This is a genomic window from Hahella chejuensis KCTC 2396, from assembly GCF_000012985.1.
Lineage (GTDB): Bacteria > Pseudomonadota > Gammaproteobacteria > Pseudomonadales > Oleiphilaceae > Hahella > Hahella chejuensis.
In genome coordinates this window covers 1,676,699-1,701,819 of the sequence record NC_007645.1, presented here as the reverse complement: position 1 = coordinate 1,701,819, position 25,121 = coordinate 1,676,699, and the positions used below count along the sequence as shown (strand labels likewise).

At 54.4% G+C, this 25,121-nt stretch carries 24 protein-coding genes; 13 read left to right on the top strand and 11 right to left on the bottom strand.

Going from position 1 to position 25,121, the window contains the following annotated elements; genetic code table 11:
- Positions 1-219 precede the first annotated feature (219 nt).
- Positions 220-999, bottom strand: a complete 780-nt coding sequence (locus HCH_RS07625; protein ID WP_148212515.1) for a hypothetical protein — start codon at positions 997-999, stop codon at positions 220-222.
- Positions 1,000-1,217: 218 nt separating this feature from the next.
- Between HCH_RS07625 and HCH_RS07620 the strand changes: the two genes are divergently transcribed.
- Positions 1,218-3,017: an acyl-CoA dehydrogenase C-terminal domain-containing protein gene (locus tag HCH_RS07620; protein ID WP_011395609.1), complete on the top strand. Its 1,800-nt coding sequence runs from the start codon at positions 1,218-1,220 to the stop codon at positions 3,015-3,017.
- Positions 3,018-3,050: 33 nt separating this feature from the next.
- Here HCH_RS07620 and HCH_RS07615 read toward each other — a convergent pair whose 3' ends face one another.
- A complete protein-coding gene (locus tag HCH_RS07615; protein WP_011395608.1) occupies positions 3,051-4,136 on the bottom strand; it encodes an AI-2E family transporter in 1,086 nt (361 codons plus the stop codon).
- A gap of 196 nt (positions 4,137-4,332) precedes the next feature.
- Between HCH_RS07615 and HCH_RS07610 the strand changes: the two genes are divergently transcribed.
- Positions 4,333-4,524, top strand: a complete 192-nt coding sequence (locus HCH_RS07610) for a hypothetical protein (RefSeq protein ID WP_011395607.1) — start codon at positions 4,333-4,335, stop codon at positions 4,522-4,524.
- A gap of 39 nt (positions 4,525-4,563) precedes the next feature.
- Here HCH_RS07610 and HCH_RS07605 read toward each other — a convergent pair whose 3' ends face one another.
- Complete coding sequence (locus HCH_RS07605; RefSeq protein WP_011395606.1) at positions 4,564-5,019, bottom strand: MaoC/PaaZ C-terminal domain-containing protein; 456 nt, start codon at positions 5,017-5,019, stop codon at positions 4,564-4,566.
- Between the two features lie 404 nt (positions 5,020-5,423).
- Here HCH_RS07605 and HCH_RS07600 point away from each other — a divergent pair, with 404 nt between their 5' ends.
- From HCH_RS07600 to HCH_RS07570, 7 genes are all read left to right on the top strand, one after another.
- Complete coding sequence (locus tag HCH_RS07600; RefSeq protein WP_011395604.1) at positions 5,424-6,542, top strand: alpha-hydroxy acid oxidase; 1,119 nt, start codon at positions 5,424-5,426, stop codon at positions 6,540-6,542.
- Positions 6,539-7,051, top strand: coding sequence for a VOC family protein (locus tag HCH_RS07595; protein ID WP_148212514.1), 513 nt, complete (start codon positions 6,539-6,541; stop codon positions 7,049-7,051). The genes HCH_RS07600 and HCH_RS07595 overlap by 4 nt, the downstream gene beginning before the upstream one ends.
- Before the next feature lie 58 nt (positions 7,052-7,109).
- Positions 7,110-8,030, top strand: a complete 921-nt coding sequence (locus HCH_RS07590) for a phytanoyl-CoA dioxygenase family protein (protein WP_011395602.1) — start codon at positions 7,110-7,112, stop codon at positions 8,028-8,030.
- 3 nt (positions 8,031-8,033) lie between these two features.
- Positions 8,034-9,350 carry a PLP-dependent aminotransferase family protein gene (locus HCH_RS07585; RefSeq protein WP_011395601.1) on the top strand — a complete coding sequence of 439 codons (1,317 nt, stop codon included), beginning with the start codon at positions 8,034-8,036 and terminating at the stop codon, positions 9,348-9,350.
- Positions 9,351-9,373: 23 nt separating this feature from the next.
- Positions 9,374-10,276: a DMT family transporter gene (locus HCH_RS07580; RefSeq protein ID WP_011395600.1), complete on the top strand. Its 903-nt coding sequence runs from the start codon at positions 9,374-9,376 to the stop codon at positions 10,274-10,276.
- Positions 10,277-10,316: 40 nt separating this feature from the next.
- The gene (locus HCH_RS07575) at positions 10,317-10,520 is read left to right on the top strand and encodes a tautomerase family protein (RefSeq protein WP_011395599.1); all 204 of its coding nucleotides are present in this window, start codon (positions 10,317-10,319) and stop codon (positions 10,518-10,520) included.
- A gap of 290 nt (positions 10,521-10,810) precedes the next feature.
- Positions 10,811-13,195 carry a glycosyl hydrolase family 18 protein gene (locus tag HCH_RS07570; RefSeq protein ID WP_011395598.1) on the top strand — a complete coding sequence of 795 codons (2,385 nt, stop codon included), beginning with the start codon at positions 10,811-10,813 and terminating at the stop codon, positions 13,193-13,195.
- Positions 13,196-13,262: 67 nt separating this feature from the next.
- Here HCH_RS07570 and HCH_RS07565 read toward each other — a convergent pair whose 3' ends face one another.
- A complete protein-coding gene (locus HCH_RS07565; RefSeq protein WP_011395597.1) occupies positions 13,263-13,646 on the bottom strand; it encodes a hypothetical protein in 384 nt (127 codons plus the stop codon).
- 351 nt (positions 13,647-13,997) lie between these two features.
- On the opposite strand from HCH_RS07565, the gene HCH_RS07560 reads away from it, so the two are divergent.
- Entirely contained in the window at positions 13,998-14,876 is an 879-nt protein-coding gene (locus tag HCH_RS07560; RefSeq protein ID WP_011395596.1) for an immunoglobulin domain-containing protein, read from the top strand.
- A gap of 399 nt (positions 14,877-15,275) precedes the next feature.
- The gene (locus HCH_RS07555; RefSeq protein ID WP_011395594.1) at positions 15,276-16,604 is read left to right on the top strand and encodes a glycerophosphodiester phosphodiesterase family protein; all 1,329 of its coding nucleotides are present in this window, start codon (positions 15,276-15,278) and stop codon (positions 16,602-16,604) included.
- Between the two features lie 48 nt (positions 16,605-16,652).
- Here HCH_RS07555 and HCH_RS07550 read toward each other — a convergent pair whose 3' ends face one another.
- The 7 genes from HCH_RS07550 to HCH_RS07525 form a co-directional block, all read right to left on the bottom strand.
- Positions 16,653-17,465, bottom strand: coding sequence for a crotonase/enoyl-CoA hydratase family protein (locus tag HCH_RS07550; RefSeq protein ID WP_011395593.1), 813 nt, complete (start codon positions 17,463-17,465; stop codon positions 16,653-16,655).
- A gap of 23 nt (positions 17,466-17,488) precedes the next feature.
- Positions 17,489-18,232 (bottom strand): 4'-phosphopantetheinyl transferase family protein, encoded by a 744-nt coding sequence (locus HCH_RS32190; RefSeq protein WP_011395592.1) that lies wholly within the window; start codon positions 18,230-18,232, stop codon positions 17,489-17,491.
- Between the two features lie 250 nt (positions 18,233-18,482).
- Positions 18,483-18,647, bottom strand: a complete 165-nt coding sequence (locus tag HCH_RS34155) for a hypothetical protein (RefSeq protein WP_011395591.1) — start codon at positions 18,645-18,647, stop codon at positions 18,483-18,485.
- A gap of 168 nt (positions 18,648-18,815) precedes the next feature.
- Positions 18,816-20,162: an ABC1 kinase family protein gene (locus HCH_RS07540; RefSeq protein ID WP_011395590.1), complete on the bottom strand. Its 1,347-nt coding sequence runs from the start codon at positions 20,160-20,162 to the stop codon at positions 18,816-18,818.
- Between the two features lie 174 nt (positions 20,163-20,336).
- The gene (locus tag HCH_RS07535) at positions 20,337-20,735 is read right to left on the bottom strand and encodes a hypothetical protein (RefSeq protein ID WP_041598497.1); all 399 of its coding nucleotides are present in this window, start codon (positions 20,733-20,735) and stop codon (positions 20,337-20,339) included.
- Positions 20,736-20,918: 183 nt separating this feature from the next.
- Positions 20,919-21,878 carry a sensor domain-containing diguanylate cyclase gene (locus HCH_RS07530; RefSeq protein WP_041598496.1) on the bottom strand — a complete coding sequence of 320 codons (960 nt, stop codon included), beginning with the start codon at positions 21,876-21,878 and terminating at the stop codon, positions 20,919-20,921.
- Between the two features lie 57 nt (positions 21,879-21,935).
- Complete coding sequence (locus tag HCH_RS07525; protein WP_011395587.1) at positions 21,936-22,952, bottom strand: response regulator; 1,017 nt, start codon at positions 22,950-22,952, stop codon at positions 21,936-21,938.
- A gap of 352 nt (positions 22,953-23,304) precedes the next feature.
- Between HCH_RS07525 and tcdA the strand changes: the two genes are divergently transcribed.
- Entirely contained in the window at positions 23,305-24,096 is a 792-nt protein-coding gene (gene tcdA / locus HCH_RS07520; protein ID WP_041599330.1) for a tRNA cyclic N6-threonylcarbamoyladenosine(37) synthase TcdA, read from the top strand.
- Between the two features lie 257 nt (positions 24,097-24,353).
- Complete coding sequence (locus HCH_RS07515) at positions 24,354-25,121, top strand: substrate-binding periplasmic protein (RefSeq protein ID WP_011395584.1); 768 nt, start codon at positions 24,354-24,356, stop codon at positions 25,119-25,121.

Genomic DNA, 25,121 nt, shown 5'->3' with positions numbered 1-25,121 from the left:
GACTTTTTTAACGCATAAAAAAGCCGCTGACGGCAGACTTTGCGCCTGTCGTCAGCGGCCTATTGCTTTATATAATATAAACGATGTGAACTGAGCTAAAAGGAAGAAACGCATCCTCGTTACAGTATCCTTACAACGCTTCACCTAACAGCTCTCTATAGAAAAAAGATAATGTCATTTAATCACCATACATCATAACTGGCAACAATCTGACCCAAGCTACGTTTCGAGCAAAAAACGCTCATATCCGTCTAAAAATTCAACAACCTTGCATCTATCTGCTCCAAGCCAAGGTATATCTTTAGAACGCTCAAATATATCTAAAACCAACTGCTGTCTGAGCCCAATAAAGCCGGGTTTCATATGCAACGCTTTTTCCATGCTACTCGAAGAGTCACACTCATCTAATACTCCCAAGTCATGGCATAGTGGTTTCTCCATTGACCCGAAACTTAGAAGAACATCTTCGAAGGGGCCGATTTTTCTGGCGTGATTCAAGCCTAAAATTTTTAACAGTCTAAAGGAGTTTAAAACATGCTCTTTTGTACAGGCGTACACTCTATTAAGCACATCTACGCTTCGGTTCTCCCTCTGGACGCCGTCAACCAACTTGAGCCCCTTAGGAGTATTAACTATTCGTTGTCCCCACACTCCATGCGGCACGGCAGGGCCATTAAATAATCGCTCAAGTAAGAGATCAATTTGTTCCAATGATAAAAAAATGTCGTCATCAATGGACAAAAAATAGTTGGCGGAATCATGAGCAGCAAATTCAAATCTTATCCAAGGCGGATAGTGAACGACCTGCTGAATTAAACTTAGCTTCGGGTGCTGTTCAATATATAGACAAAGATCAATGTCAGGGTTGTTATTAGAAACAATAATTTTGCCAATATATTTACTCTTTGCCAATTGCCCAAATATCTTCTGGACATTTTCAGGTCGTAAATAACTTAGCAAAATTGCTGTAACTGAGTTCTCTTCATGAGCAGTGCGCACCTTTCTCCCACCCTGATCACAACGCCAAACACATGACCCTATCACTTTTTTCCCATCAATAAATCATCCCCCTTTACAAAACATCTACTCCCCCTATCGTCTGAAGTAGCATCATTTTTGTCAAAAACCACCAACGGCTTAACCTGCCTCTACGGGTAAACTGGGTTCATGGGCTGAGTCTATTTGGCTGTTCGGGATTGATAATACGAGGTAGGCATATGTTGAACTACAAAGCTCCACAGCGTGATGTGGCGTTTGTGATGGATGAACTGTTGGGTTTCTTCGAGCATTACGAAAGGCTGAGGTTCGCGGATGCGACGCCGGATATGGTGAAGGCGATCCTGCAGGAAGGCGGCAAGTTTGCGGAGAATATCCTGGCGCCGCTGAATGCGGTGGGTGATACAGAGGGTTGTTCCTGGAATGACGGCGTAGTGACGACGCCTAAAGGGTTTAAAGAAGCCTACCAGCAGTATGTCGAGGGCGGCTGGCCGGCCATGTCGCAGCCGTTAGAGTACGACGGTCAGGGTTTGCCCTATTCGTTGTCGAGCATTCTATCCGAGTGGTTTTCCGGCGCCAATCACGCCTGGGCCATGTATCCCGGACTGAGTCAGGGTTGTATTGAAACTATCCTCGCCCACGGTTCGGACTCACAAAAACAGCGCTTTTTACCTCATCTTATTGCGGGTCGCTGGACCGGCACCATGTGTCTCACTGAGCCCCATTGCGGATCTGATCTGGGACTCCTGAAAACCAAAGCCGAGCCCCTGCCTGACGGCGCCTATGCGATCACCGGAACCAAAATATTCATCTCCGCCGGCGACCATGACCTGTCCGACAACATCGTCCACGTCGTCCTGGCCCGCCTGCCGGACGCGCCGGCAGGCACTAAAGGAATCTCCCTGTTTATCGTTCCCAAGTTCAATGTGTCCGACGGCGGCGAAATCACAACGCCCAACTCACTTTCCTGCGGCTCCCTTGAACATAAGATGGGCATCAAAGGCAGCGCCACCTGCGTTATGAATTTCGACGGCGCGCGCGGCTATCTGATCGGCGAGCCCAACCGCGGCCTCAACTGTATGTTCACCTTCATGAACGCGGCTCGCGTTGGCGTAGGACTGGAAGGGCTGGCCGCCACGGAAGCGGCGTTTCAAGGCGCGATCAGCTACGCTCGCGATCGTCTCCAGATGCGCTCGCTCAAAGGCCCCGTTAACAAGGACAAACCCGCCGATCCGATCATCGTGCATCCCGATGTACGGCGCATGCTGCTGACGCAGAAAGCGATTCGAGAAGGCGGACGCGCCCTGGCGATGTATTGCACCCAGCAGATAGACCTGACCCTGTACAGCGAAGATGCTGACGTTAAAGCCGCCGCCGAGGCGAAACTGGCGCTGCTGACGCCAATCGTCAAAGCCTTTTTGACGGAAACCGCGCAGGAGTGCGCGAGCTACGGCATGCAGGTTTACGGCGGTCATGGCTTCATCAAGGAATGGGGCATGGAGCAATTGGCCAGAGACACCCGCATTTGCACCATGTATGAAGGCACCACCGGCATCCAGGCCATTGATTTACTGGCTCGCAAAATTATCGGCAGCCAAGGCGAACTGCTGCGTCAGTTCGTCAATGAAGCCCGCGCTTACTGTGAAGGCCAAAATGAGGCCCGTCGTTTCAGCGCCTGGACGGACGCCCTTCTGCAACACCTGGATGAATGGCTGCAACTCGCCCAGGGCGTAGCGGAAAAGGCTAAAACCAATCCAGATGAGATCGGCGCCGCGTCAGTGGAGTTTCTGATGTACTCCGGCTATGTCTGCCTGGCTTATTTCTGGCTGCGGATAGCGGTTACAGCGAAGGAGAAGCTGGACTCACAGATCGGAGACAACGACTTTTATCAGGCCAAGCTGCACACAGCGGAGTTCTACTTTGAGCGCCTGCTGCCTCGCACACGCTCTCTGGCGACAAGCGTCAGTGCTGGTGCGGACAGCTTAATGACGATGCCGGAAGCCTCGTTCTACCTCGGCTGACAGCCATTGCCGGGCGCCGCGCGCCCGGCTTGATCACCCACCGGACGCGTCTTCCTCATCCGAAATACTTTTCTCTTCGTTATTGTTGAACTCTTCCATAAAGATCTGCCAAAACGCCAGGAACAAGGCGGTCAACACCGGTCCTAATACAAACCCGTTCAAGCCGAACAGCGACAAACCTCCCAGCGTCGACAGCAAGACCAGATAGTCCGGCATTTTGGTGTCGCGCCCCACCAATACCGGACGCAAAACATTATCCACCAGCCCAATGACAAAAAAGCCGAACAGCACCAGCACAACGCCTTTGAAGACGTCGCCACTAAAAAACAAATACGCCGCCGCCGGGGCCCAGACCAGAGCTGATCCCACCGCCGGCAATAAAGACAACACCACCATCACCACACCCCAAAGGAGCGCGCCTTTGATCCCCAGCGCCCAGAAGATCAGCCCTCCCAGGGTACCCTGTACGATAGCCACCACCAGGTTTCCCTTCACCGTCGCCCGGGATACCTCCGCAAACTTCTGAAAGAGATGCATTTCACGGGTGTCGCCCAATGGCAGAGCGCGGATTAAAAGTTGTATCAGACTGCCGCCGTCCCGCAGAAAGAAAAATGTCAGATATAGCATCAACACAAAACTGACAGTGAACTGCAGATACTCTTGGCCAAAATTGAATGCCTGGGTGGCGAAAAACTTACTGCCGGTCAACGCGGCTTGCGACAACATCTGCTTGACGTTGCCCAGATCAATATCAAAGCGTTCAGCCAGCTCCTGAATCACCGGCATGGTCGCCCTCGCCTTATCCACCAACGCCTGCAGCTGGATTTCGCCGGAGCTTACCTGCTGATATACCCTGGCGCCCTCTTTCGCCAGCATCGTCATCATCACCGCCAGAGGAATCACCACAATCAACAGACTGGCCAGGAGCGTCAGCAGGGCGCTGATATTGTCTCTCCCGGGGAAGCGCCGAATCAGCCAGCGATGCAGCGGCGCAAACAGTATCGCTAACATCGCCGCCCAGAATATGGCGTAGAAGAACGGCAATATCAGCAGCCCGAACCCAAAAGTCACAACCAGCAACAGTAGCAGAAAGGATCGGTCTTCGAGTTTTCGTTGCATTCAGGAAATTCTCTTACAGGGTATTTCGAAAGATGGGCGGTGATAATCTCATGTTTTTATTGTCCGCGCACCCAAGAGGACCGCAGAGACCCGCCGCTCGCCCAGCCAAATATGACATTTTTTTACTTTTTTGACGGGATTGGTCAGAGAAGGTCGCTACTGAATGTAAGCAACAATAATTACGGGATACGACATCATGTTCAGCAAACTTCTTAGAGCCCTCACCCAAAAAGACGATTCCGTGACCACACTGCCTTTCGACAGCCTGCGCAAAGTGGCGGCGGCTCAGGTAAAGGTTATCAGCGATCAGCAAAAGCAAGCTCCTTTAAGCTTTTGCACCGTCAGCGCAGGTAAAGTCAAAGACCTCGCCAGCCTGCAAGGTTTCTAAACGAACACAAGATAGCGCTGAAGCCGGCGTCAATACAGGCTACGGCTTCAGCTCCGCACACAGCACCAACAATGCAGCCGCCAAGGCTGGCTTCTCCCGATGATGAATGCGCGCCGCACAGTTTATGCGATAAAGCGTTCCGCTTTGCTTTTGTTGAATGCCATCCAGCGCCGCCTCCAGACGAATTTCATCGCCGCTTCGCACAGCCTCCAGAAATCGCACTTGCTCCAGGCCATAATTAATCAGCGCATAACCCTCCCCTGGCGGCGAGATCAGCTCGTATAACAATCCCGGCAACAGCGATAACGCCAAAAAGCCATGAGCAATAGGCTGGCCGTAGGGACTCTCCCTCCGGCAACGCTCCTCATCGACATGAATCCACTGTCTGTCACGAGTGCAGTCGGCGAATTGTTCGATAAGAGGCTGATCTATGGTCACCCACCGACTTTCGCCCAAATTTTCACCAACTTGAAGATCCTGCAACGATTTCGTCATGGTCTGAGCTCCTTTCATCCGTTCATGTAAACGGTCATGTAGACATAGTCTAGTTGCGACGCAGGGATTGCATAGAAAAGAGAAAAACTTTCTTTTTCCCGCCTGGCCATGCCACAGATCGCAACGGAAAGCGGGGAAAAACATTCATAACGCCCGTTATGAGCAATTTATTCCCAGTCTTCCCAATATTCGTCATTATTCGAAATCTCATCAAATTTTCATTGACAGAGAATTAATGTGGCCAATACAGTAAAAAATACTTACAAATTAGAAAATTTACGAAAATATTCAATCATAGACGAATCTGGATATTTTCCGTCCGACTGAGGGGCAGCAGGCGAAACATCGTCACAGGATGCGCCCCTCAGCGGACAAGGAAGCCGAACCAATCACAGGGAGCCAGCATGGAGCCGGTTTGTATTGAAGACTGGGAAGATCTCGCCAAACGCCGCTTAGCGCCGGAAGTCTATGACTTTATCGCCGGCGGCGCAGGGCGAGAGCGGACTTTAAAGGAAAACATCAACGCTCTGAGTCAAATCAGGCTGATATCCAGAGTGTTGCGAGGCGTTAGCAAAGTCGATATCAGCGCGCCCCGCCTGTCACCCGTTCAACACGGCCGCACCCCGGCCACCCCGCTTATCATCGCTCCCAGCGCGCACCACCAGCTTGTTCATCCAGACGGCGAACTGGCGACGCTCGCCGCCGCCAACCAGTGCGGCGCTCCCCTTGCGCTCAGCACGATGTCCGATACGCCGCTGGAAACAGTCTGCAAACAATCGACAGCGCCGGTCATGTTCCAGCTCTATCTGTACAAAGACCGGGCTCGCAACAGAGATATCATTCAGCAGGCGCAAGACGCCGGATGCAGCGCCCTCATGCTCACCGTTGACGTTCCCCGCATGGGGGCGCGCCTGCGCGACCGTCGTAATGAGTTCGATGTTAATCGATATCGAAAAAGCGCAGACAGGTCTGGCGAGCAACCGCTGATTCAACCACACAATTCCGGGCGGTCCAGAGTCGCCGCTTTCGTCGCCGAGCACCTGGAGCCAGCGATTTCCTGGACCGATGTCGCCTGGGTGAAAAGCCAGACCCGCATGCCGCTGATATTGAAAGGCGTGCTGCATCCACAGGATGCGGAAATCGCACAGAAACACGAAGTCGACGCTCTGTATCTATCGAATCACGGCGGCCGGCAACTTGACCATCACGTCTCCGCCATCGACATGCTGCCACATATCCGTCAGCGCCTGGGCGCGGCCATGCCGCTGATCGTGGACGGCGGTATACGCAGCGGCGCAGACATTCTCAAAGCTTTGGCCCTGGGGGCCGACGCCGTGGGCGTGGGCCGTCCGGCGTTGTGGGGGCTGGCCGCCGCCGGCGCACAGGGCGTCGCCGCCGTGTTACGACAGCTCATCGACGACCTCATACTCAGCATGCATATCTGCGGCTGCGCATCTCTGGCGGACATTAACCAGGAAATCATTTGCACCAAACATCCCTCATATCAAGGAGACCCCCTATGACGACAGGTTGGGAAAGCATGTCTAAGTTAATGCTCAGGCATAAAGCGAAAAAAATCGATCACGTTGCCATTGCGGTGCTGGATCTGGAGCAAGCCATCGGCTATTTCAGCATGATGGGATTCACCCTCTCCGACCGCATGACCACCACCGGCGCGCATAGCGCCATGCATTCCGCCGTCATGGAAGCAGGACCGATCAAATTCGTTCTGCTGGAAGGCGCCAACGAAACCTCCCAGATTACCCGTTTCATCAACGAATACGGCCCCGGACCACAGCATATCGCCATTGAGGTGGAGAATGTGGAAAGCCTGTGCAAGGAGCTGGAAAAACAGGGACTGGACTTCAGCACCAAAACCATCAAAGGCCCGGAACTCATCCAGCGCTTCACCGTGCGTTGCCCCAACTCCGGGGTCATGATCGAGTTCATAGAGCGCAACGAAGAAGAAGGCTTTTCGGAACAGAACGTCGAGGACCTGTTCCGACAACTGGAAGCCAGCGACGCCTACTGATAAACGCCGCCATACTGCGGCGACTCTCTCCGACAACAAATTTAGAAAGGATGACGACGTGTTTATAGCGGAATACCCACTGAGCGAACAGGAGCGCGCACTGTTGCCCAGCGATGAGGACGTGCGTTTTTATCAAGAGCACGGTTGGTTCATGACCGGCAAGGTTTTCACAGATGAGGAGCTGGACGCCTTCGCTCAGGAAAGTCGCGATTATTATGCAGGCAAGCGCGACAGACGCTTGCCGACCATGCCTTCCACATTGGCCTACTGGACTCCCGAAGACGGCGACGTGGCTCGTAACAACGACTACGTGCATTATGAAAGCGATACGTTTCGACGCCTGCTGACCAAACCCATCATTGGCGCCATCGCCGCCCGGCTGGCGCAGACTGACGAAATCCGCGTGTGGAACAGCGCCCTTATCACCAAACCCGCGCGGGGCGACTTCGCAGCGGAGGGCATGTTCCGGCCGGTGGTGCCCTGGCATAAGGACGCCCATTACTGGTCTACCTGCACTTCCAACAATCTGCTGACCGCCTTTATCAACTTTTACGACTGCTTCGAGGGCATGGGCGCGCTGGAAATGATCGACGGCAGCCATCGCTGGCGGGAAATCGACGCCGACGACAGCGTCACGCGTCACTTCGGGCGTCGCAGCATCGATGAGCTGCAAACCATGCTGGAAGAAACCGCCCAGCTTAATGGCGACACCGTCAGAAAAATACCCATGACCAGCAAACGCGGCCACATCAGCTTCCACAACTGTCACACCTTCCATGGCAGCGCCCCCAATTACAGCCAGATCGACCGGGTATCGATTTCCCTTCACCTGCAGGATGGCGGCAATAGATACAAACGCCACCAGATGGCGGACGGGAAGCCGCTGAAATACAACAACGATTATTTTTGCCGCCAAAACCAAAACGGCGATCCGGATTACGCCGACCCGGATTTTTGTCCGCAAATCTGGAAGGAGTGAACCATGAGCGTAACGCCATCCCAGGACAGGCATGAAGAGCCGCCACTGCACGCATCCCTGGCGGACCCCTGTCTTAATTCCATGACCTTTCTCAACGATATCGCCGGGCAATATCCCAAGGCGATATCGTTCGCACCCGGACGACCTATCGAGAAGGACTTTCGGATCGAAGATATCGACCGTTATCTGCAACGCTATGTCGAACACCTTACCCAACATGAGCATCGCTCCGAAGGCGCCGTTATTACCCAGCTTTTCCAGTACGGCCCCTCGGAAGGACACATTCGCGCGCTCATCGCCGATATGCTGGAGAAAACCGACGGCGTCGCCTGTCGCCCGGAGGATATCGTGGTCACCTCCGGCGCGCAGGAGGGGATGATTTTAACGCTGCGCGCCCTGTTTGCTGATCCGCGCGATGTCCTGCTGGTCCCACAGCCGGTGTATGTCGGCATCATCGGCGCCGCCAGACTGCTGGATATCCGGGTCGAAACTTTCGATATTCACGATCAAGGCGTGGATATCAGTGAAGTCGAAAGCAAGATTCAAGCGCTGGAGGCGGAAGGCAATAAAGTCAAAGCGCTCTATATCAACGCCGACTTCTGCAATCCCACCGGCGTCTCGCTACCGCTTAGCCAGCGCATGGATCTGGTCTGGCTTTCCCACACCTATCACTTCACCGTGCTGGAAGACAATCCTTACGGCATTTTCGGCGCGGCGAGCGCCATCAAGCCTACTCTCGCCTCGCTGGATAGACACGGCCGCTCCGTGGCGTATCTGGGCTCGTTCTCCAAAACTCTGTTTCCCGGCGTGCGCATGGGGTTTGTTGTATCCCGGCGACTGGCGCAAGCGCTCACCAAAATCAAAAGCATGCTGACGCTAAACACCTCGCCGATCTGTCAGGCGGTGGTCGGCGGCGTTCTACTGGAGTGCAAGGGAGATCTTCGCCTGCATTGTGAAAACCGGATTCACTTTTATCAGAACAACCTGAAACACCTGCTGCATCAGCTTGAGATCGCCTTTCCCAAGGGATCGACCATGCGTTCGCAAATCACCTGGAACAGACCGGACGGCGGCTTTTTTCTCGTGCTCAAGCTGCCGTTCACTGTTACCCTGACGCAGCTGAAAGCGTCGGCGGAGCAATACGGGGTGCTTTGGACGCCTATGGAGATGTTTTACTCGCCCCCCAGAGAGTCCAATGAAATCAGGCTCTCATTCAGTTACCTGACGCCAGAGCAGATCAGCGAAGGAGTTTCACGCCTGCGCGACTTTATCAAGGAACGTCTGGCCCTGCGCACGCCCGAAACGGCGGCCGCCAGCTAGAGAGCAAGGGAGACAAGCTCGTTATGACCGCTTTTTTATATATCGCCTGCATTCTGCTGTGGGGCACGTCATGGATCGCTATCCACATGCAGTTAGGCGAAGTTCCCATTCTGACTTCCATTTTCTATCGCTTCGCCATCGCCGCATTATTGCTGCTGCCCACCTTGTTTCTACTTAAGAAGATCCAGAAAACGCAGCCTGTCGACCACCTTTGGTTCGCCGGGCAGGGGTTATGCTTTTTTTCCCTGAACTTTCTGTGTTTCTATCACGCCACCCAATACATCCCCAGCGGCATCGTTGCGATCATTTTCTCCACCGTATTGCTGTTCAACAGCATCAACCGCTGGCTGTTTCTGCGTCAGAGCACTTCGCAAAGCGAGTTTATCGGCATCGCTTTCGGCATTGTCGGCATTGTGCTTTTGTTTTGGCGGGAGCTGACGCAACAAAACTTCGGCGCGGATTTTTTCACCGGCATGTTGTTCGCCTTACTGGGCACACTGATCTTTTCGCTGGGCAACATGGTCTCTGTGCGCAACGGAGCCAAGGGCATCACGCCGCTCACCGGAAATGGCTATTCAATGGCTTACGGCGCCATGGTGCTGTTAATCGCCGTATTCGCCACCGACACGCCGCTCAGGTTCAGCTTCACTTCCCAATATATTTTTAGCCTGTTGTATTTGGCTATTTTCGCGTCAGTGCTCGGCTTTACGATCTATCTGACTCTGGTGAATAAGATCGGCATCAACAAAGCCGCGTATTGCATGGTGGCTTTTCCGGTCGTCGCTATCCTTATCTCCACCCTGTTTGAAGACTATCGATGGGACGCCACAACGTTCTCCGGCGTTGGCGTCATCATCTTCGGTAATTTCTTGATGGTCTCCAAACTCTGGTGGCGTCCTGCCTCGCTGGCCAGACAACAAAGCTGACGCATCCATCCTTCCATTCATATATTTGCAGGAGACAATTATGCCCGTCGTCACCATCGCGCAATCCCCCGGCCGGTCCTTGGAGCAGAAACGGGAGTTGGTGAAAAAGATTACCGACGCCTTTGTGACCAGCTACGGCGTAAAACCGGAGTCGGTCACCATATTTTTGCAGGACTATGACGACAGTAATTGGGGAAAAGCCGGTTTGTTGCACGTTGACGCCCAAGCCGGCAAAGACGGTTAAAGGCTTCTCCGACAAAATCGCATAACCCTCTATTTTAGCGGCTATTTTCTTCTTCCAACCGGCCTATTGCCAACAACGGGAAAAAAGGTTAAAAACTCACCAACTACTATAAAGAACCTCTGCAGTACCGGGCCGGATTCCTTGCTCCCCGCGACGAATCCGGCCCACCAAAACTGACCGTGCGCCGGTCCAGCACGGGTGCGCTCGGCCACCGCTTGGCGAAGCCATTTTGGTGGTATGACAGTTGGCTGACCCAGGATTGTTAACCAACCACACGAGAGAAATGGACCATGAAGAAGCTATTGGCCACCCTCTTAGCTGGCGGCGTTTGGACCATCGCCGCCAACAGCTACGCTTATGACTGCACAGACGTAGCTCCTTTTGAAACCGGCGCTATCGGCGCCGGCGCCATTCGCCAGCATCACGACAATGCTTACCGCTGCAACGTCAGCGGCTGGTGCGGATTGGGCGGAGCCTATGAACCCGGCGTAGGCTGGGCCTGGGAGCAGGCCTGGAACGGGCTCGGCGCCTGCGACGGCGATTCGCCACCCGACGATGGAGGCCCCGATGATGACCCCAGCGCCTGTGACGCTCCGCAATATTCCGCCGGAACCGCCTACAGCGCAGGACAAGTCGTGCAGAATATTGGTAACGACTATCGCTGCGACGTCCCCGGCTGGTGCTCATCCGCCGCCGCCTGGGCGTATGAGCCTGGCGTCGGCAGTAGCTGGAGTTCCGCCTGGACCTTAATAGGACCTTGCGGAACAGACGATCCCGACGACCCAGATGATCCCGGACCAGGACCGGATACGCCATTCTGCGCCAGCGCATGGAACGCCAGCAAAGTCTATCGGACCGGAGCCGTGGCGGCTTATCAAGGCGGCGTTTACCAGGCCCAGGTAGATGTTTGGGGCATTCCTCCCAATGATCCTACTTACCCTGATCGCTGGAAACTGGTGGGGGTCCCCGATGACAGTTTATGCCCAGTGCCTATTCCCAACGACATCGATTATGGCGATCCGCAACCTGTCGACGGCAACCCCAACGCAGGGGTCACCTTCCCTGGCGGCGTCATCGGCGCGGCGCGCATCTCCAATACGCCATCCACCGGTACGCCGCGCTCTTCAGTTCCGTCCACCGATCCAGGAGGGGATCATCCCGGCTTCGACGCAGACAACGGAGCCAGAGTCTCCAAACTGCCTCCCGGAACCGTGCCGTTGCAACACAATACCTACTCCCTGCGCGCAGGAACGGAAATTGTCACCTATATCGGCGACTGGGTGATTTACGGTCGTCGCTATGATTTCACCAAGCTTCCAGTGAAAAACCTGCATCGCATCGTCTACGGCTTTTCCGGCATCTGTTATCCCGACGCCTCCGACACTCAGGACCCGGGCTTCCCCACTTCCGCTCCCGCGGCGGTGAATCGCACCTGCAATCAAAGCAACCTGCCTGACGGCGCCATGGCCATCGCCGATTTCGAAGCGGCTTTCGTGCGCAACGTAGGCGTTCCCGGCGGCGTAACCGGTACAGAAAGCATGTATGAACTGGAGCCGGCGAGCGTCGGCGGCGTATTCGGCGTGCTCTATAAACTGAGAAAAGAAAATCCGCATCTGAAGCTGGATCTCTCCGTCGGCGGTTGGACCTTGTCCGAAGGCTTCGGCTGGATGTCGCGGGATGACGCCAGACGCAAAGCCTTCGTCGACTCTCTGATTCACTTCTTGCAACGCTTCGACTTTGACGGCATCGATATTGACTGGGAGTACCCCGCCTCCGACGGCGCCGTTCCCGACGCGGACAGACCGGAAGACGCCGCCAATTATGTGCGCCTGTTGAAGGAAATTCGCGCAGGCATGGACTGGCTGGGGCGGAAAACCGGCAAGCAGTATCGCCTGTCTTCCGCAATCCCTGCAGGAACCGGTCGTCTCGACCTGATCGACTGGCCCGCCGCGCATCCTTATATGGACCGCCTGTATGTGATGACTTACGACCTGACCGGCGCCTGGGAGCGCGAATTGAGCAATCATACGCCCATGCAGGTCAATCCGAGCGCTCAGGGCTCATCCGCCAATACCTCGGTCACCACAGCGATGTCTTATCTGCAAAGCAAAGGCGTTCCCAATAATAAACTGATGGTCGGTGTGGCGAATTATCATCGCGCCAAGCGCCTTAACAGCGCGGCGGACATCACTGAGTACAGCGACGGAATCGCCGGCGCGACTGCTCACCAGCCGAATCAGGCGCCGGGAACGACCAATTTCATTCTCGCCATCGCCGGATACGGCAGCTGGGAAGCCGGTGTTCTGGAAGGCTACGACATGTATCAGAGCTTCCTTGATCCGTCGTTGCGTCCCTACAACGGGTATAAGCTGTACACCGACAAAGCCTCCAACGCCGACTATCTCGTACAGCCCGCCATCGGCTCCTTCATCACGATAGAGTCGCCGAGAACCGCCGCACTAAAAGCGCAGTACGCCAAAGACAACGGTTTCGCCGGCGTTTTCTTCTGGATGGCGGAGCAGGACAACGGCTACAACCTCAACGCCGTCAACCACGTTCTCGGCAACACCTTGGTAAACGACATCGCCAACGGCAAACCGCAAAATCAAATCCCGGTCTGCGGTGAAAATATCAGCGCCAGCGAATGTGAAAGCTTGATAGAAAGCTTACGTTGATTGTGCTTAGCAATGAATAATACGCAAAAGGCCCTCGGATGAGGGCCTTTCTACTCCCTGTTCTCCCTTAAAACAGCATCCAAATAAACCGGATCACCCGGATCAGAATCGCGAGGGGAAGGATTACCATCAATAGTTGGAGGTGGATCATAAAAGCGATTCCGCCCTCGTTTACATGAGAGGTGCTGATAAAAAAGAGCGCCGTGTATATCGCCATGAAAACCAGCCCTGGCTGTACAAATTCAGCGCCCCAGACGGCCATTACAGGTAACAGGAATTGCAGTAACAGAAGCAGGACAAAGTTTGCAGTAGACAAATAATCATACGCCCTTGTCCGCCGCCAGAACATCTCAAACATCCCAAATATAACCGTATAGACGCCGCACGCCAGCAACGCCCAATCGGTCCAGTCCGTCAGCCAGGGCGCAAGATATTGTTCATAGAGGTTCATGGAGGCGCTCATCCCTAAGTTAAGTAAAGTAAAGGTAAAGATAACGACAACGCTCGTCTGAGCCGCTCGCCATGTTAGCGATTGCGAGGGCCGGCCACTTTACTCGATAGCTATCAGAACGTACATCCGCGCATTGGACTATTCGATCCTCGCTCTTTTTCCTTTCTCGGACTCTTTCCGGCTCTCACAAACTGAGAGGAACCGCACACTTTTCATACAAAGTTCAAGATTCAGCCCAATTCGCCATTTTTTTGACGATTTCAGTGCGCCACGTGTGACGTTTTACAGTCTTTTTCATTTATAGCCATCTACTATTGATCATAAGTTGACATATAACGAAGGAAGTGACCGATGGCTGCTCAAACCACCCAAACCAGATTACTGTCCACCGCGATTTTAGCCGCGACGCTGGCGTTACATGGCTGCGGCGGCGGGGCGGCGGGTGAAAGTTCCGACAACGGCTCCGTCTCAGTTCAAGGAACCTCATCTTCAGAAGCGGAAGATACAAGCTCGGCGTCTGACTCCAGCTCGCAAACATCTACTCAAACGGACGCCACCAACACAACGACTACTGACGACAATACAGTGGATAACAGCCAGGCCAGCTCCGGCTCTTCCACACAAACTCAGCAGGATACACAACAGACAGACCAACAAGATCAGGTCCAGAACGACTCTCAGGACGCCAGCCAGGAAAACAGTGTTGAACTGGATATCGCGATCAGCCTGCAACCTGTTTCGCAGAGCGCAGACAAAGGCGGCGACGTGACGCTCAACGTCAGCGCATCAGGCAGCGGCGCGTTGAACTACCAATGGCGTAAAGACGGCGCAATCATCGCTGACGCCGTACAGTCTTATCTGAGCCTGTCAAACCTGGACGACAACGACGCAGGCGTTTATGACGTCATCATCAGCAACGCCACCGGATCAGTAACCAGCAGCGGCGCGACACTGTCTTTGACGGTTGACCGCAGCGTGCGCCTGGCCTGGAGCGCGCCGAGTTCCCGTGAGGACGGCAGCGCACTGCCTCAGCAGGACATTTCCGCTTATCGTATTTATCACACCACCGAAGATGGTTCCTGGGGCGCCAGCGTGGAAGCGCAGCCTGACTCGACCGAATACACATTCAGTGAGCTGGACAGCGGCGTTCACTACTTCGCAGTCACCGTGGTGGACACCTCAGGCATTGAGAGCGACTTCTCCAACGTCATGAGCAAGCAGATTTTCTGAGCCCTGAGGGGCCCTCTTAACCGTCTTTTCCCAACGATGTCATTAGGGGCCTTTGGCCCCGTTTTTTGTTCTACCTTTCCTTGAAAACAATGTCCGTTTTTACAAGTCAACGCCGCCTCGTCGATCCAAACGCAACGTTCAATATCTTCCCCTTGTAAAAAGGCGCATTAAATTTCCGTAAAGCGCACCCAAAACGGCGGCTGGCCGTCGCCATGAAAGCCTCTGAGAGCGCTTGAAGAGCGTCTGTAAACGCCTGCAAACCTGGTTTTCATGACCAAATTGAAACTTGCTGACGATGGCTTTAAGCGGCTAAAAATAGCGTGACCTTAAACTGTCATTTTCTTCGATTAGTTTGTACTCTACTGATTGTGAATGAGAAATCTAATTAGGGATATAACGATGAAACAGTATTTCACTTGGCCGAAGTGTCTACCCTGGATCGCCGCGGCCGCGCTCAGCGCAGGAGCTACCGCAGCGCAGGCCAAGCAACCTACGGTCGTCACCGCAGCCGCCGACCACCCTATCGTCATCGGCCATCGAGGCGCCCCCGGATACCGTCCTGAGCACACGCTCGCCAGCTACTGGCTGGCCATTCGCCAGGGCGCGGATTTTATCGAACCTGACCTCGTACCGACCAAAGACGGCCACCTGATCGCCCGCCATGAAAACGAACTGGGCGGCTCCACTGACGTAGCGGACCACCCTGAATTCGCTGACCGCAAAGCCACCAAGATGATAGATGGCGTCGCCATGACCGGCTGGTTCAGCGAAGACTTCACCCTGGCGGAAATCAAAACCTTGCGCGCCAAAGAGCGCATTCCAGATGTGCGTCCCCGTAATACCCGTTTTGACGGCAAATTCGCGATTCCCACGCTGGAAGAAATCATTGGCATGGTGCGTCTGATCGAACACAATACCGGCAAAAAAGTCGGCATCTATCCAGAAACCAAGCACCCCACCTACTTCGCCAAAGAAGGCGAGTTTCTGGGGGGCGGCAAAATTAACATGTCCCTCGGCCGCAAGCTGATCGAAACCCTGGTCAGCGAAAACTTCACCGATCCCACGCGGGTTTATATCCAGTCTTTCGAGGTTGAGAACCTGATGGAGTTGCAAAAGGACATCATGCCGAGCAACAACGTGGATTTGCCGCTGGTGCAGTTGTATGGCGACTTTGACGATATCTATGTGCAGCCCGCCAGCAACTTCTCCCGCCCCTACGACATGTACTACAACGCGAAACACGGCGCGGACGTGGCGACAATCTATGGCGAGTTGAATGAGCTGATCGAAGGCGGCGTCACCGATACCACCGGTTACGGCAAACTGGTCACCCCGAAAACAGTCAAGTTTATTGCGGATAACTACGCAGAGGGCGTCGGTCCCTGGAAGAACAGTTTCCTGCTACGCGCCAGTCTTGACGAAAAGCAGGACACCAACGGCGACGGCGTGGCGGAAGTCGGCAGCAAGCTGACCGGCGGCGTGCATCCCTTCTTACAGGAAGCCCTGGCGAACGGGCTGGAGATTCACCCTTACACGCTACGCGTGGAAGAACAGTTCCTGACCTTACACCCGAACGATGAGCCGCAGACGCTGACTGGCGAAGCCATTCAAATGCTGGGCCTTGGAGTGAGCGGATTTTTCACGGACAACCCTGACCTGGGCGTCAGAGCGCGGGATATGTTCCTGAAGATCAACGAAGAAAGACCGAGACGCGGGAACAAAAAGTAAGGCTTATCATTTCAGGGGAGGATCATCCTCCCCTTCATCTACCGCCGGCTAGTCCCTGAATTTGGGCTCCCGTTTCTGCATCTGCGCCATCATGGCTTCCTGAATATCCTCACTGATCAACATCGCCGCATTCCAGGTAGCGACGTAATTCAGACTGTCTGCGACACTGTGATCGCGAGTGTACTTGATCATCTCTTTCGTGCCGCGAATCGCCAAGGGCGACTTGCCGGCGATCACCTGAGCGGTTTCCATGACGCCCGCCATCAAGGCTTCCGGCGACTCATAAACACGATTGACCAAACCGATGGCCCGCGCCTCTTCCGCATCGACTTTGCGGCCGGTATACGCCAGCTCCCGCATGACGCCATCGCCGATGATATGAGGCAACCTTTGTAGCGTACCCACATCCGCCGTCATGCCGATATCTATCTCCTTGATCTGTAGATAGCCTTCCGCAGAGATGTAGCGCATATCGCAGCTGGCCACCATGTCCACGCCGCCGCCGATACAACCGCCGTGCAGAGCCGCCAGCACAGGCTTACGGCATTCTTCAATAGCGGAAAGACACCCCTGTAGTTTGAGAATCAGACGGCGCAGCTCTTCACGACGACGGCCGTCGCACTTTTCCTTGCCCGTCATCACGGAAGCGAAATCCATCAAGTCGATACCTGAGCAGAAATGCTTACCCGCGCCGCGCAGCACCACCACCCGCACCGTGCTTTCCTGATCCGCCCGGCGAAACGCCAGTCCGATTTCTTCCCACATCGCCATGTTCAGCGCGTTGGCCTTATCGGGACGATTCAATTCAATGACGGCGACGCCGCCTTCCTGTGTAACGCTAAGTGTTGAGTATTCTGACATTATTAGTATCCACTCTCTTTCTATTATTGATGTCGCCAGTTTTCTGAACCAGCCAGGAGACATGGCGCAACCTGGGCGTAGCCCTGTCCTGGCAAGCCCTCAAAAAAGCACATAGGGCGCGGCTCGCTCAGGGCCACCCCTAGCAACTGCTCTTCACGCCATTGAAACAGCCCATAGCCACAGGCCGCGCCTTCAGCAAATTCCGCCACCGCCAAGTCGTCATGCAGAGCAAACGGAGCCCCGGACAGCAGCTCCGACATGGTCGAGCCGCGCCGTTTCACCTCCGCCTCTTTCAAGGTCCAGATGCGAAAAAAGCAATGCGCCTGGGTCTCTTCCGGCTGCGCGCATACCCACTGATATTCCCGCTCTGTATAAAAGCGACGCGCCAGCGCCTTGACGTTACGTTGTTCCGCACGCTCAAGATCAAGCCCCACCGAAGCCCTGGCGACCGCCACCGCCACCCATGCGCCAGCGTGGGCGATGCTGAAACACCATGGCGCCTCCCTATCACTTAGGAAGGGCTTGCCTTTTTCGCTTATACCGATCGCCACACCCGCTGGCTCGCAGCCCAGCCTATCCGCCAATTGAGTCCGAACCAGCGCACGCCCCAGCAAATAGCTCAAACGGCCTTCGGGAAAGCGAAAAGAAGACAGGCGCTCATCTTCCCCGGGACCCAGCATGGCGCAGTAACGGGCGTCAAGATCCGGGTCGATCTGGCGGATGTCAGCAAGGTAGATAGCGCATTCGGGATGATTGACGACAGACACGTTGTTAATCCGGGCGAATAAAGCCCTGTTATATAACAGATTTAAAGGCGGGTGTAAGGGCTTGAGGGTAAACTTTCCAACATTCCCCCCACATTGCGTCAGGGTTTGTGGGGTATTACTGATACTTGAAAAAGTTTGAGATTTGTTTCAAAGGGGGCAAAAAAAACAGGGACCATCCAGGTCCCTATTCACACAAAAGAAAGCGCTCAGCTACATCTTTTGGCGTTATGTTGTTTTGTTCAGCGGGCTATTACACCCGGCGAGTCACTGTGGAAACGCGCAGTGCTTCAAGTGCGCTCATTTCAAATTCCACTTGAGGAGCTTTGACTTCCGCCTTTTTCTCCTCAGCCTGCTTACTGGAACGCTTCTCGCCGGCGATTCGTCCCATCAGTGTTTCACGAAGATTTTTCAACATGGACTTACTAACTCACTACCCTATCAATACAACAACGCTTAGCTTTTCGCGAGCGTCTATATTGCCACTGAGCCAGCTCGTTTTCCGTGAGAAATACGGCGTTACAAACCCAAACCACGTCACAATTCCGCCCGAAAAGGGCAGAATGTGACCATTTTTGGCGCCCTGTCAGGCGGCTGAGGAAAGATCGAGGTAGTCTTCCAGTTCCTTGCGGAAGGCCGCTTGCACCCCTAAACGCATCATCATCCAATAGTGGCCAGCGATCATCCTGTCGATAAACAGGCTCTCCACCGGCGGCTGAAAGAAGTCCATGTACTTGAAGACAGTGGTCGCCTTGGAGGCCACTTGCTTATGCAGATTGGAGCTGGCGAAGTCGAACTCTTCATCCTTACTGCGAAACGGACGTATGAAGATATCGCGCCACATCGCGTAGTAGTCCTGCTCCACCGCCGGCTTTCCGCTCACTCTGACACCCAGGTCGACCAGGTAATTGTCCAGCGCGTCGTAGTCCGCATTAAGCCCCGCCGTCAACGCCTGGCTATAGGCATGCACGATTTCCGGCTTCAGGCGTTTCACGCAACCGAAGTCGTACATGATGATGGAGCCGTCAGGCCGAAAGGCGAAATTGCCGGCGTGCGGGTCGCCGTGAATCGCGTGGAACTTGAATAACTGATCCGCCATGATGCGGAACAGACGTCGACCGATAAGATTGATGACCTCCTGGCCATATGCCTCTGCGCTGACCGCGCTGATGTGATCCCCTTCCACGCACTCCATCGTCAACACCCGCTTGCTGGACAGCTGACGCACCACGCTGGGAATGATCAAGCCTTCGTCTTTGGCGTGAAAGCGCTGAAAATCCGCAATGTTGCGGGCTTCATTCTCATAATCGAGCTCTTCGTTAAGGCGCTCGCGAATTTCCTCGAACAGCTGATCGACGCTCTCTTTCGGCAGCTTGAGCAGCCCACCCAACTTCAGCGTCAACTTAAGTTGCTTGAGATCGGAGTCCACGGATCGATCCACGCCAGGGTACTGCACCTTGACGATGACCTCTTTGCCATCCAAGGTGACGGCCTTGTGAACCTGACCAATAGAGGCCGCAGCGTAGGGCTCCTCGCTGAATTCTTTGAACAATTCTTCCGGCGGCGCGCCCAGCTCTCTTTCAACCTGCCTGGCGATCACCTCATAGTCCATGGGCGGCGCTTCTTTTTGCAAGCGCTGCAGCGCCTGAGAAAACTCTTTGGGCAAAAAGTCCTGGGTTTGCGAGGCGATCTGCCCCACTTTCATCACCGCGCCTTTCAATTCGCCCAGAGTATCAGCGATCTGATTGGCCATCTTGTCATAGGCGCGAGCCTGACGTTCTTCCTTGTCTTCCTCATTGAAGGCCCGTCGCACCCGTTCAGCCGCATAACTGCCCGCCACGGACGCCGTCATGCCGGCCAGCTTCAGAAACCGCTTGGTTCTGGTAGCCGGCGCTGTTTTTTGCTTGCTGTCGTCCTTTGTCCGCTTAGCCAAAATTTACCTCCACGGCGATTAAACTCTCTGGCGGGACTAGCATACTCCATACATTAACCTGGGTTAACATGGTTTGCTTTACAAGTTTTTCAGACAACAGCGGAAGCCGCCAGTTTTGACTTGGGATTACGTAAGAATGAAGCGGAGCGCGCACCGGTTGACGGGCGGGAAAGATCAGCCGGGATTATTGCTGGACAGCGGACCGTTACGGATTTTATTGATCAGGGAGTCGTAGCGGGAAAGAAGGGATTCAATCTGTTTGAGGTCCTTACGGACCCTGTCGCTCTGCAGCATGCCGCCGCCCAAATTGAACTCAACCTCGTAGTCGAAGCAGCTGCACACCTTCTGGCGGTCTTTGACGTTGATTTCGACTTTATTAATGGCGATATCGCCAAAGTCCATGGGCAGTTTGAGAGAAATAACCGCCTTGCCTCCGACCTGAAGGTTTTCATCGGTGCGCAATAGCATGCCTTCTGCAGAAAATTGCAGAATCTGCACCTTTACCCACTCCCGCGACAACAGTCCTCGCTTGATTTTCAATTCAGCATGCAGGTGGGTAGCTGGATTTTTCAACCGACTCCTTGGGGACGCCTTCATTTCTGGTTCTCGCGACAAACGACCGCCGAAACTCTAACCAAACGACCGTTTAAAAGCAAAAAAATGTTGATAGCGCCCACTTTCCCTAGCGGTGACTTTTTATCACATCATAACTCCGACCTAAGCCTTTGGGGACGCGCAGTTCGCTGAATTCGCTCGTTATTTTTCATAGGTCGTGGCGCGGTTGCGTCCACCCTGTTTGGAAGCGTACAAAGCCGTGTCGGCGCGCTCGATCCATTCTTTATGATCTTTAATCTTTTTATCCAACTCAGCCAGGCCCAAACTGATGGTGAAACGGATATCGCGCCCCTCGTGGGTCACTTCCAGGTTCTCAATACGGGTGCGCAGACGCTCAGCGAAGTTCATCGCGTTTTTACCATCGGTATTCACCAAAATGACGCTGAATTCTTCGCCGCCGTATCGGCCCGCAATATCAGTGCTGCGCATGGTGTCCCGCAACGCGGCGGAGACCACTCGAATCACTTCATCTCCCGCCGGATGGCCATAAGTGTCGTTGACCTTCTTAAAGTGGTCGATATCGAACATAATCAGCGTACTGGCTTCATTGGTGCGCTTCACCCGCTGATACTCTTTCACCAACTGCTCCTCCCAATAGCCGCGATTGTTGAGCTGGGTCAGCCGGTCGATGCGGCTAAGCTTCTCCAGCTTGGAATTGGCGGCTTCCAACTGGCGCCGGTTACTGGCGATGTCGGTGACGTCATAAATGATCAGGCAGATGTTCTGCACCTCGCCGTTAGGCGACACCAGAGGCGTAATGGTGATGTTCTGGTACATGAACTCTTCCGTCCCGGTAATCGGACGGTAGTTTTTGAAGCGAAACAGAAAGGGACGCTGCTCCCAGGTAGTGAAAGTGCGGTTTTTAAGCAGGAACACGGATTGGGTTTTATGCTTGAACCACTCCTCAGGGATCTCCTTGAAGACCTCAAACAACACACGATCCTTCACCACATGCGGCCGCAGCCCGCTATGGTTCTCCATGAAGCTGTTCCATACGTTAATGCGGTATTCCGAATCCAGCACCACCAACCCGACATCGATGGTCTGGAGCATATCCATTACCCAGTGGAATTCTGTAATGTCGAAGTGATTCTCAGCCATGGATTTATCGTTTTCCTTATATTTTTTTATTACATACGCCTGACATTACGTACGCCCTTATATTAGGTACGCCACTTTATCGCGAAATACCGGCAGCGAGTCTTCCGTAAAAAGCAGCAGCAGATCGCAATTGATGTTGTAATTCTCAATGCTGTAGCAAATTTCAATGGCCAGGGTTTTGGTCCAGCGCCAGTTGTTGTTGCTCAACAGATCGCCGACGTTCACATGTTGCCCCAGCACTACCGGATGTCCCTGGCTGAAGGCGATGTCCAGCTGCTCGGCGATGCCTTTGATGCAGGCGCCGATCAGCACCGAGGACACATCCATCAGCAACTCCAGCTCAACCAGCTCATTCAGTTTGCCGTCATAGCGCATCAGCTTCGCCATATCCTTGAAGCTGGAGTCATGGAACAGCAGGAAGGCTTCGCCGGCGATGCCTGAACCAATAAAACCCTGACACACGCCGGAATACGTATCATTGTCTTCCGTCGCCTGTAGCGCCATTTGCAGTTCGGATATCTCCAGCAGATTCACCCGCGGTATCGGCAACAGCACAAATACGTCCAATAAGCGCGCCAGCAGGTCGGCCGCCTGCCCCATGGCGACGTTGGCCACCTCCTGAAAGGCGTCGAACATGGAAATGGAGCCCTGATGACTGGCGGCGCGATCCACCGCAGGGGCGGCGGCTTGGGCCGGCTCGTCGGTTTCGGCATAAAGACCGGTCTTCTGCAGAATCGCCGTCAGCTCGTCACTGTTGATCGGCTTTTTAATGAAATCGAAAGCGCCAAGCCCAATCACGCGTTTTTTAGCGTCGGGCTGAATGTCGCCGGATACGACAATGACGACGGTCGGCAACTCTTCTTTGCTGATCACTTCAAGCGTCTGGTAGCCGTCCATAACCGGCATGTTGAGGTCGAGAAACAACACATCCCCCAGCCCCTGATGAATCATATCAATCGCTTCCTGGCCGTTGGCGGCGAAATTGACCTCAACATCCCAGCCCGCAGGCAGCGACTTGGCCATCTGCTTGCGCGCTACGCCTGAGTCATCGCAAATAAGAATGGGAATGGTCATGTATAAGTCCAGTTATAGTTGTCTGCATATACGATAGCGGTTGTTTGGATGTGACTGCTGAGTCCAGCGAACGGTCTCCACCTGTCTTTCGTCAGCAGCCAATTTGCAGGTGGTCAAAATCTTCCTCTGGTTGGCTTATGAAGTCGAAATTTTAGGCGCGCTCTTGCCGATATCTTGTAGATAAGTAAAGATCATCTTGCCCTTATTAGCAAAAAAAGAGCCGCCCATGAGGGCTTGGAAAATTTAGAAAAATTGCCCGATGGCGCTTATAATCCGCGCTTTGCCTGCGCCGCGCCAAGGTTCCCGCGCGCCCAGCCGGATTCATTCAGCATTAGTCCCGGATCAGACCGCCATGACAGATTCAGATTACAGTTTTCGTTTCGGGGGCATCGCCCGCCTGTACGGCCAACGCGCCCTGGAGCGCTTTCGCAACGCCCACGTCTGCGTGATCGGCATTGGCGGCGTCGGCTCCTGGGCGGCTGAGGCGCTGGCTCGCTCAGGCGTGGGGGCCATCACCCTGATCGATATGGACGACATCTGCGTCTCCAACACCAACCGGCAGATTCACGCCCTGCAAAGCACCGTCGGACGCAATAAAACCGATGTCATGGCGGAGCGTATCAAGGCGATCAATCCAGAATGCAACGTGCGCACCGAGTTTAAATTCGTCACCGAGAAAAATGTGGCGGAGCTGCTGGATCGCGGCTATGACTTCGTCATCGACGCTATCGATAGCGTGCGCCATAAATGCGCCATCATCGCCTACTGTCGACGCAACAAGATCAAGCTCGTCACCGTCGGCGGCGCCGGCGGCCAGACCGACCCGACCCGCATCGAGGCCTGCGACTTGAGCCGCACCTATCACGATCCGCTGCTGGCGAAAACCCGCAAGCGTTTGCGCCAGGAGTACAACTTTCCCGATAACCCGCAACGCCGTTTCGGCGTGGAGGCGGTGTTCTCCACCGAACAGCAGGTCTATCCGGATGCGGAGGGAGAAGTCTGCCAGAGCAAACCGGGGAACATGGAGAGTACGCGTCTGGACTGCGCTTCCGGCTTCGGCGCCGCCACGGCGGTCACCGCCACTTTCGGTTTTATCGCGGTGTCGCGGGTGCTGAAAAAGTTACAGGAAAGCACAGGAAAATAGTCTCGCACCCGAACCTGCTTTATTAATCAGGCAGACAAATAGCTTCCTTCTATTTGTCTGCAACGACAGGGCCTGCACATGTCAGCCCCTTCTCCCGCGGATAGTCCCGTACGGCAGCGACGCCCAAACATCGACAGACCCTAGCGGTTTCCCGACTATGGCCTATGCTTAGAATATAGCGACCCTTCGACTTCCCGCAGCAGCCGGGCGCAGTCTTCCGAGTCGCGCCATCATCTCGGCGTGCTGGGTTGAATGTTATGAATAGACGTGTGACGACTTTTCTGGGAGGCATCATCCTGACGCTCGCCGCGACTTTCTGCAGCGCGGCGGAAACCATCACTATCAGCACAGGCGACTATTCCCCCTGGGCCACCGAAAAGTCCACCTATGGCGGTTATGTCAACCGTCTGGTGCGGGAAGCATTTAAGCGCAAAAACATAAAGGTGGAATTTGTTTATCTGCCCTGGAAACGCGCTTATGAGGAAGTGCGCACCTTGCGCGTCCACGCCAGCTCTTTCTGGTTTTTCAATGAAGAACGCAACGCGGAGTTCTATCAGGTAGGGCCGGTTTCCTGGCATAACGAGGTGTTCTTTCACCTCAAGTCCAACCCAATCCCCAATTGGAGCAAATTCTCCGACCTGAAGCCTTACCGGATCGGCGCCACTATCGGCTACACCTACTCCAACGAGTTCTGGAACGCAGCCCGCAGTAACGTATTCGGGTTGGAAGAAACCGCTCGCGACGACATCAACTTCCGCAAGCTGCTACGCCGCCGCATTGACCTCTTCCCTATTGACGAAATGACCGGCTGGCGAATCGTGCGTGAGCAGTTCGACGCCGGTATGGCGGACCTGCTGACCACTCTGGCCAAGCCGCTGACCAGCACGCAGGGCTTCATTCTATTTTCCCGCGCCCATCCTGACAGCGAGCGCCTTTCCTCCCTGCTGACGGTCAGCCTGGAGGAAATGGACAAAGACGGCGTCTTCGACACTTACATGGACGACATGCTCAAAGGAAAATTTTAA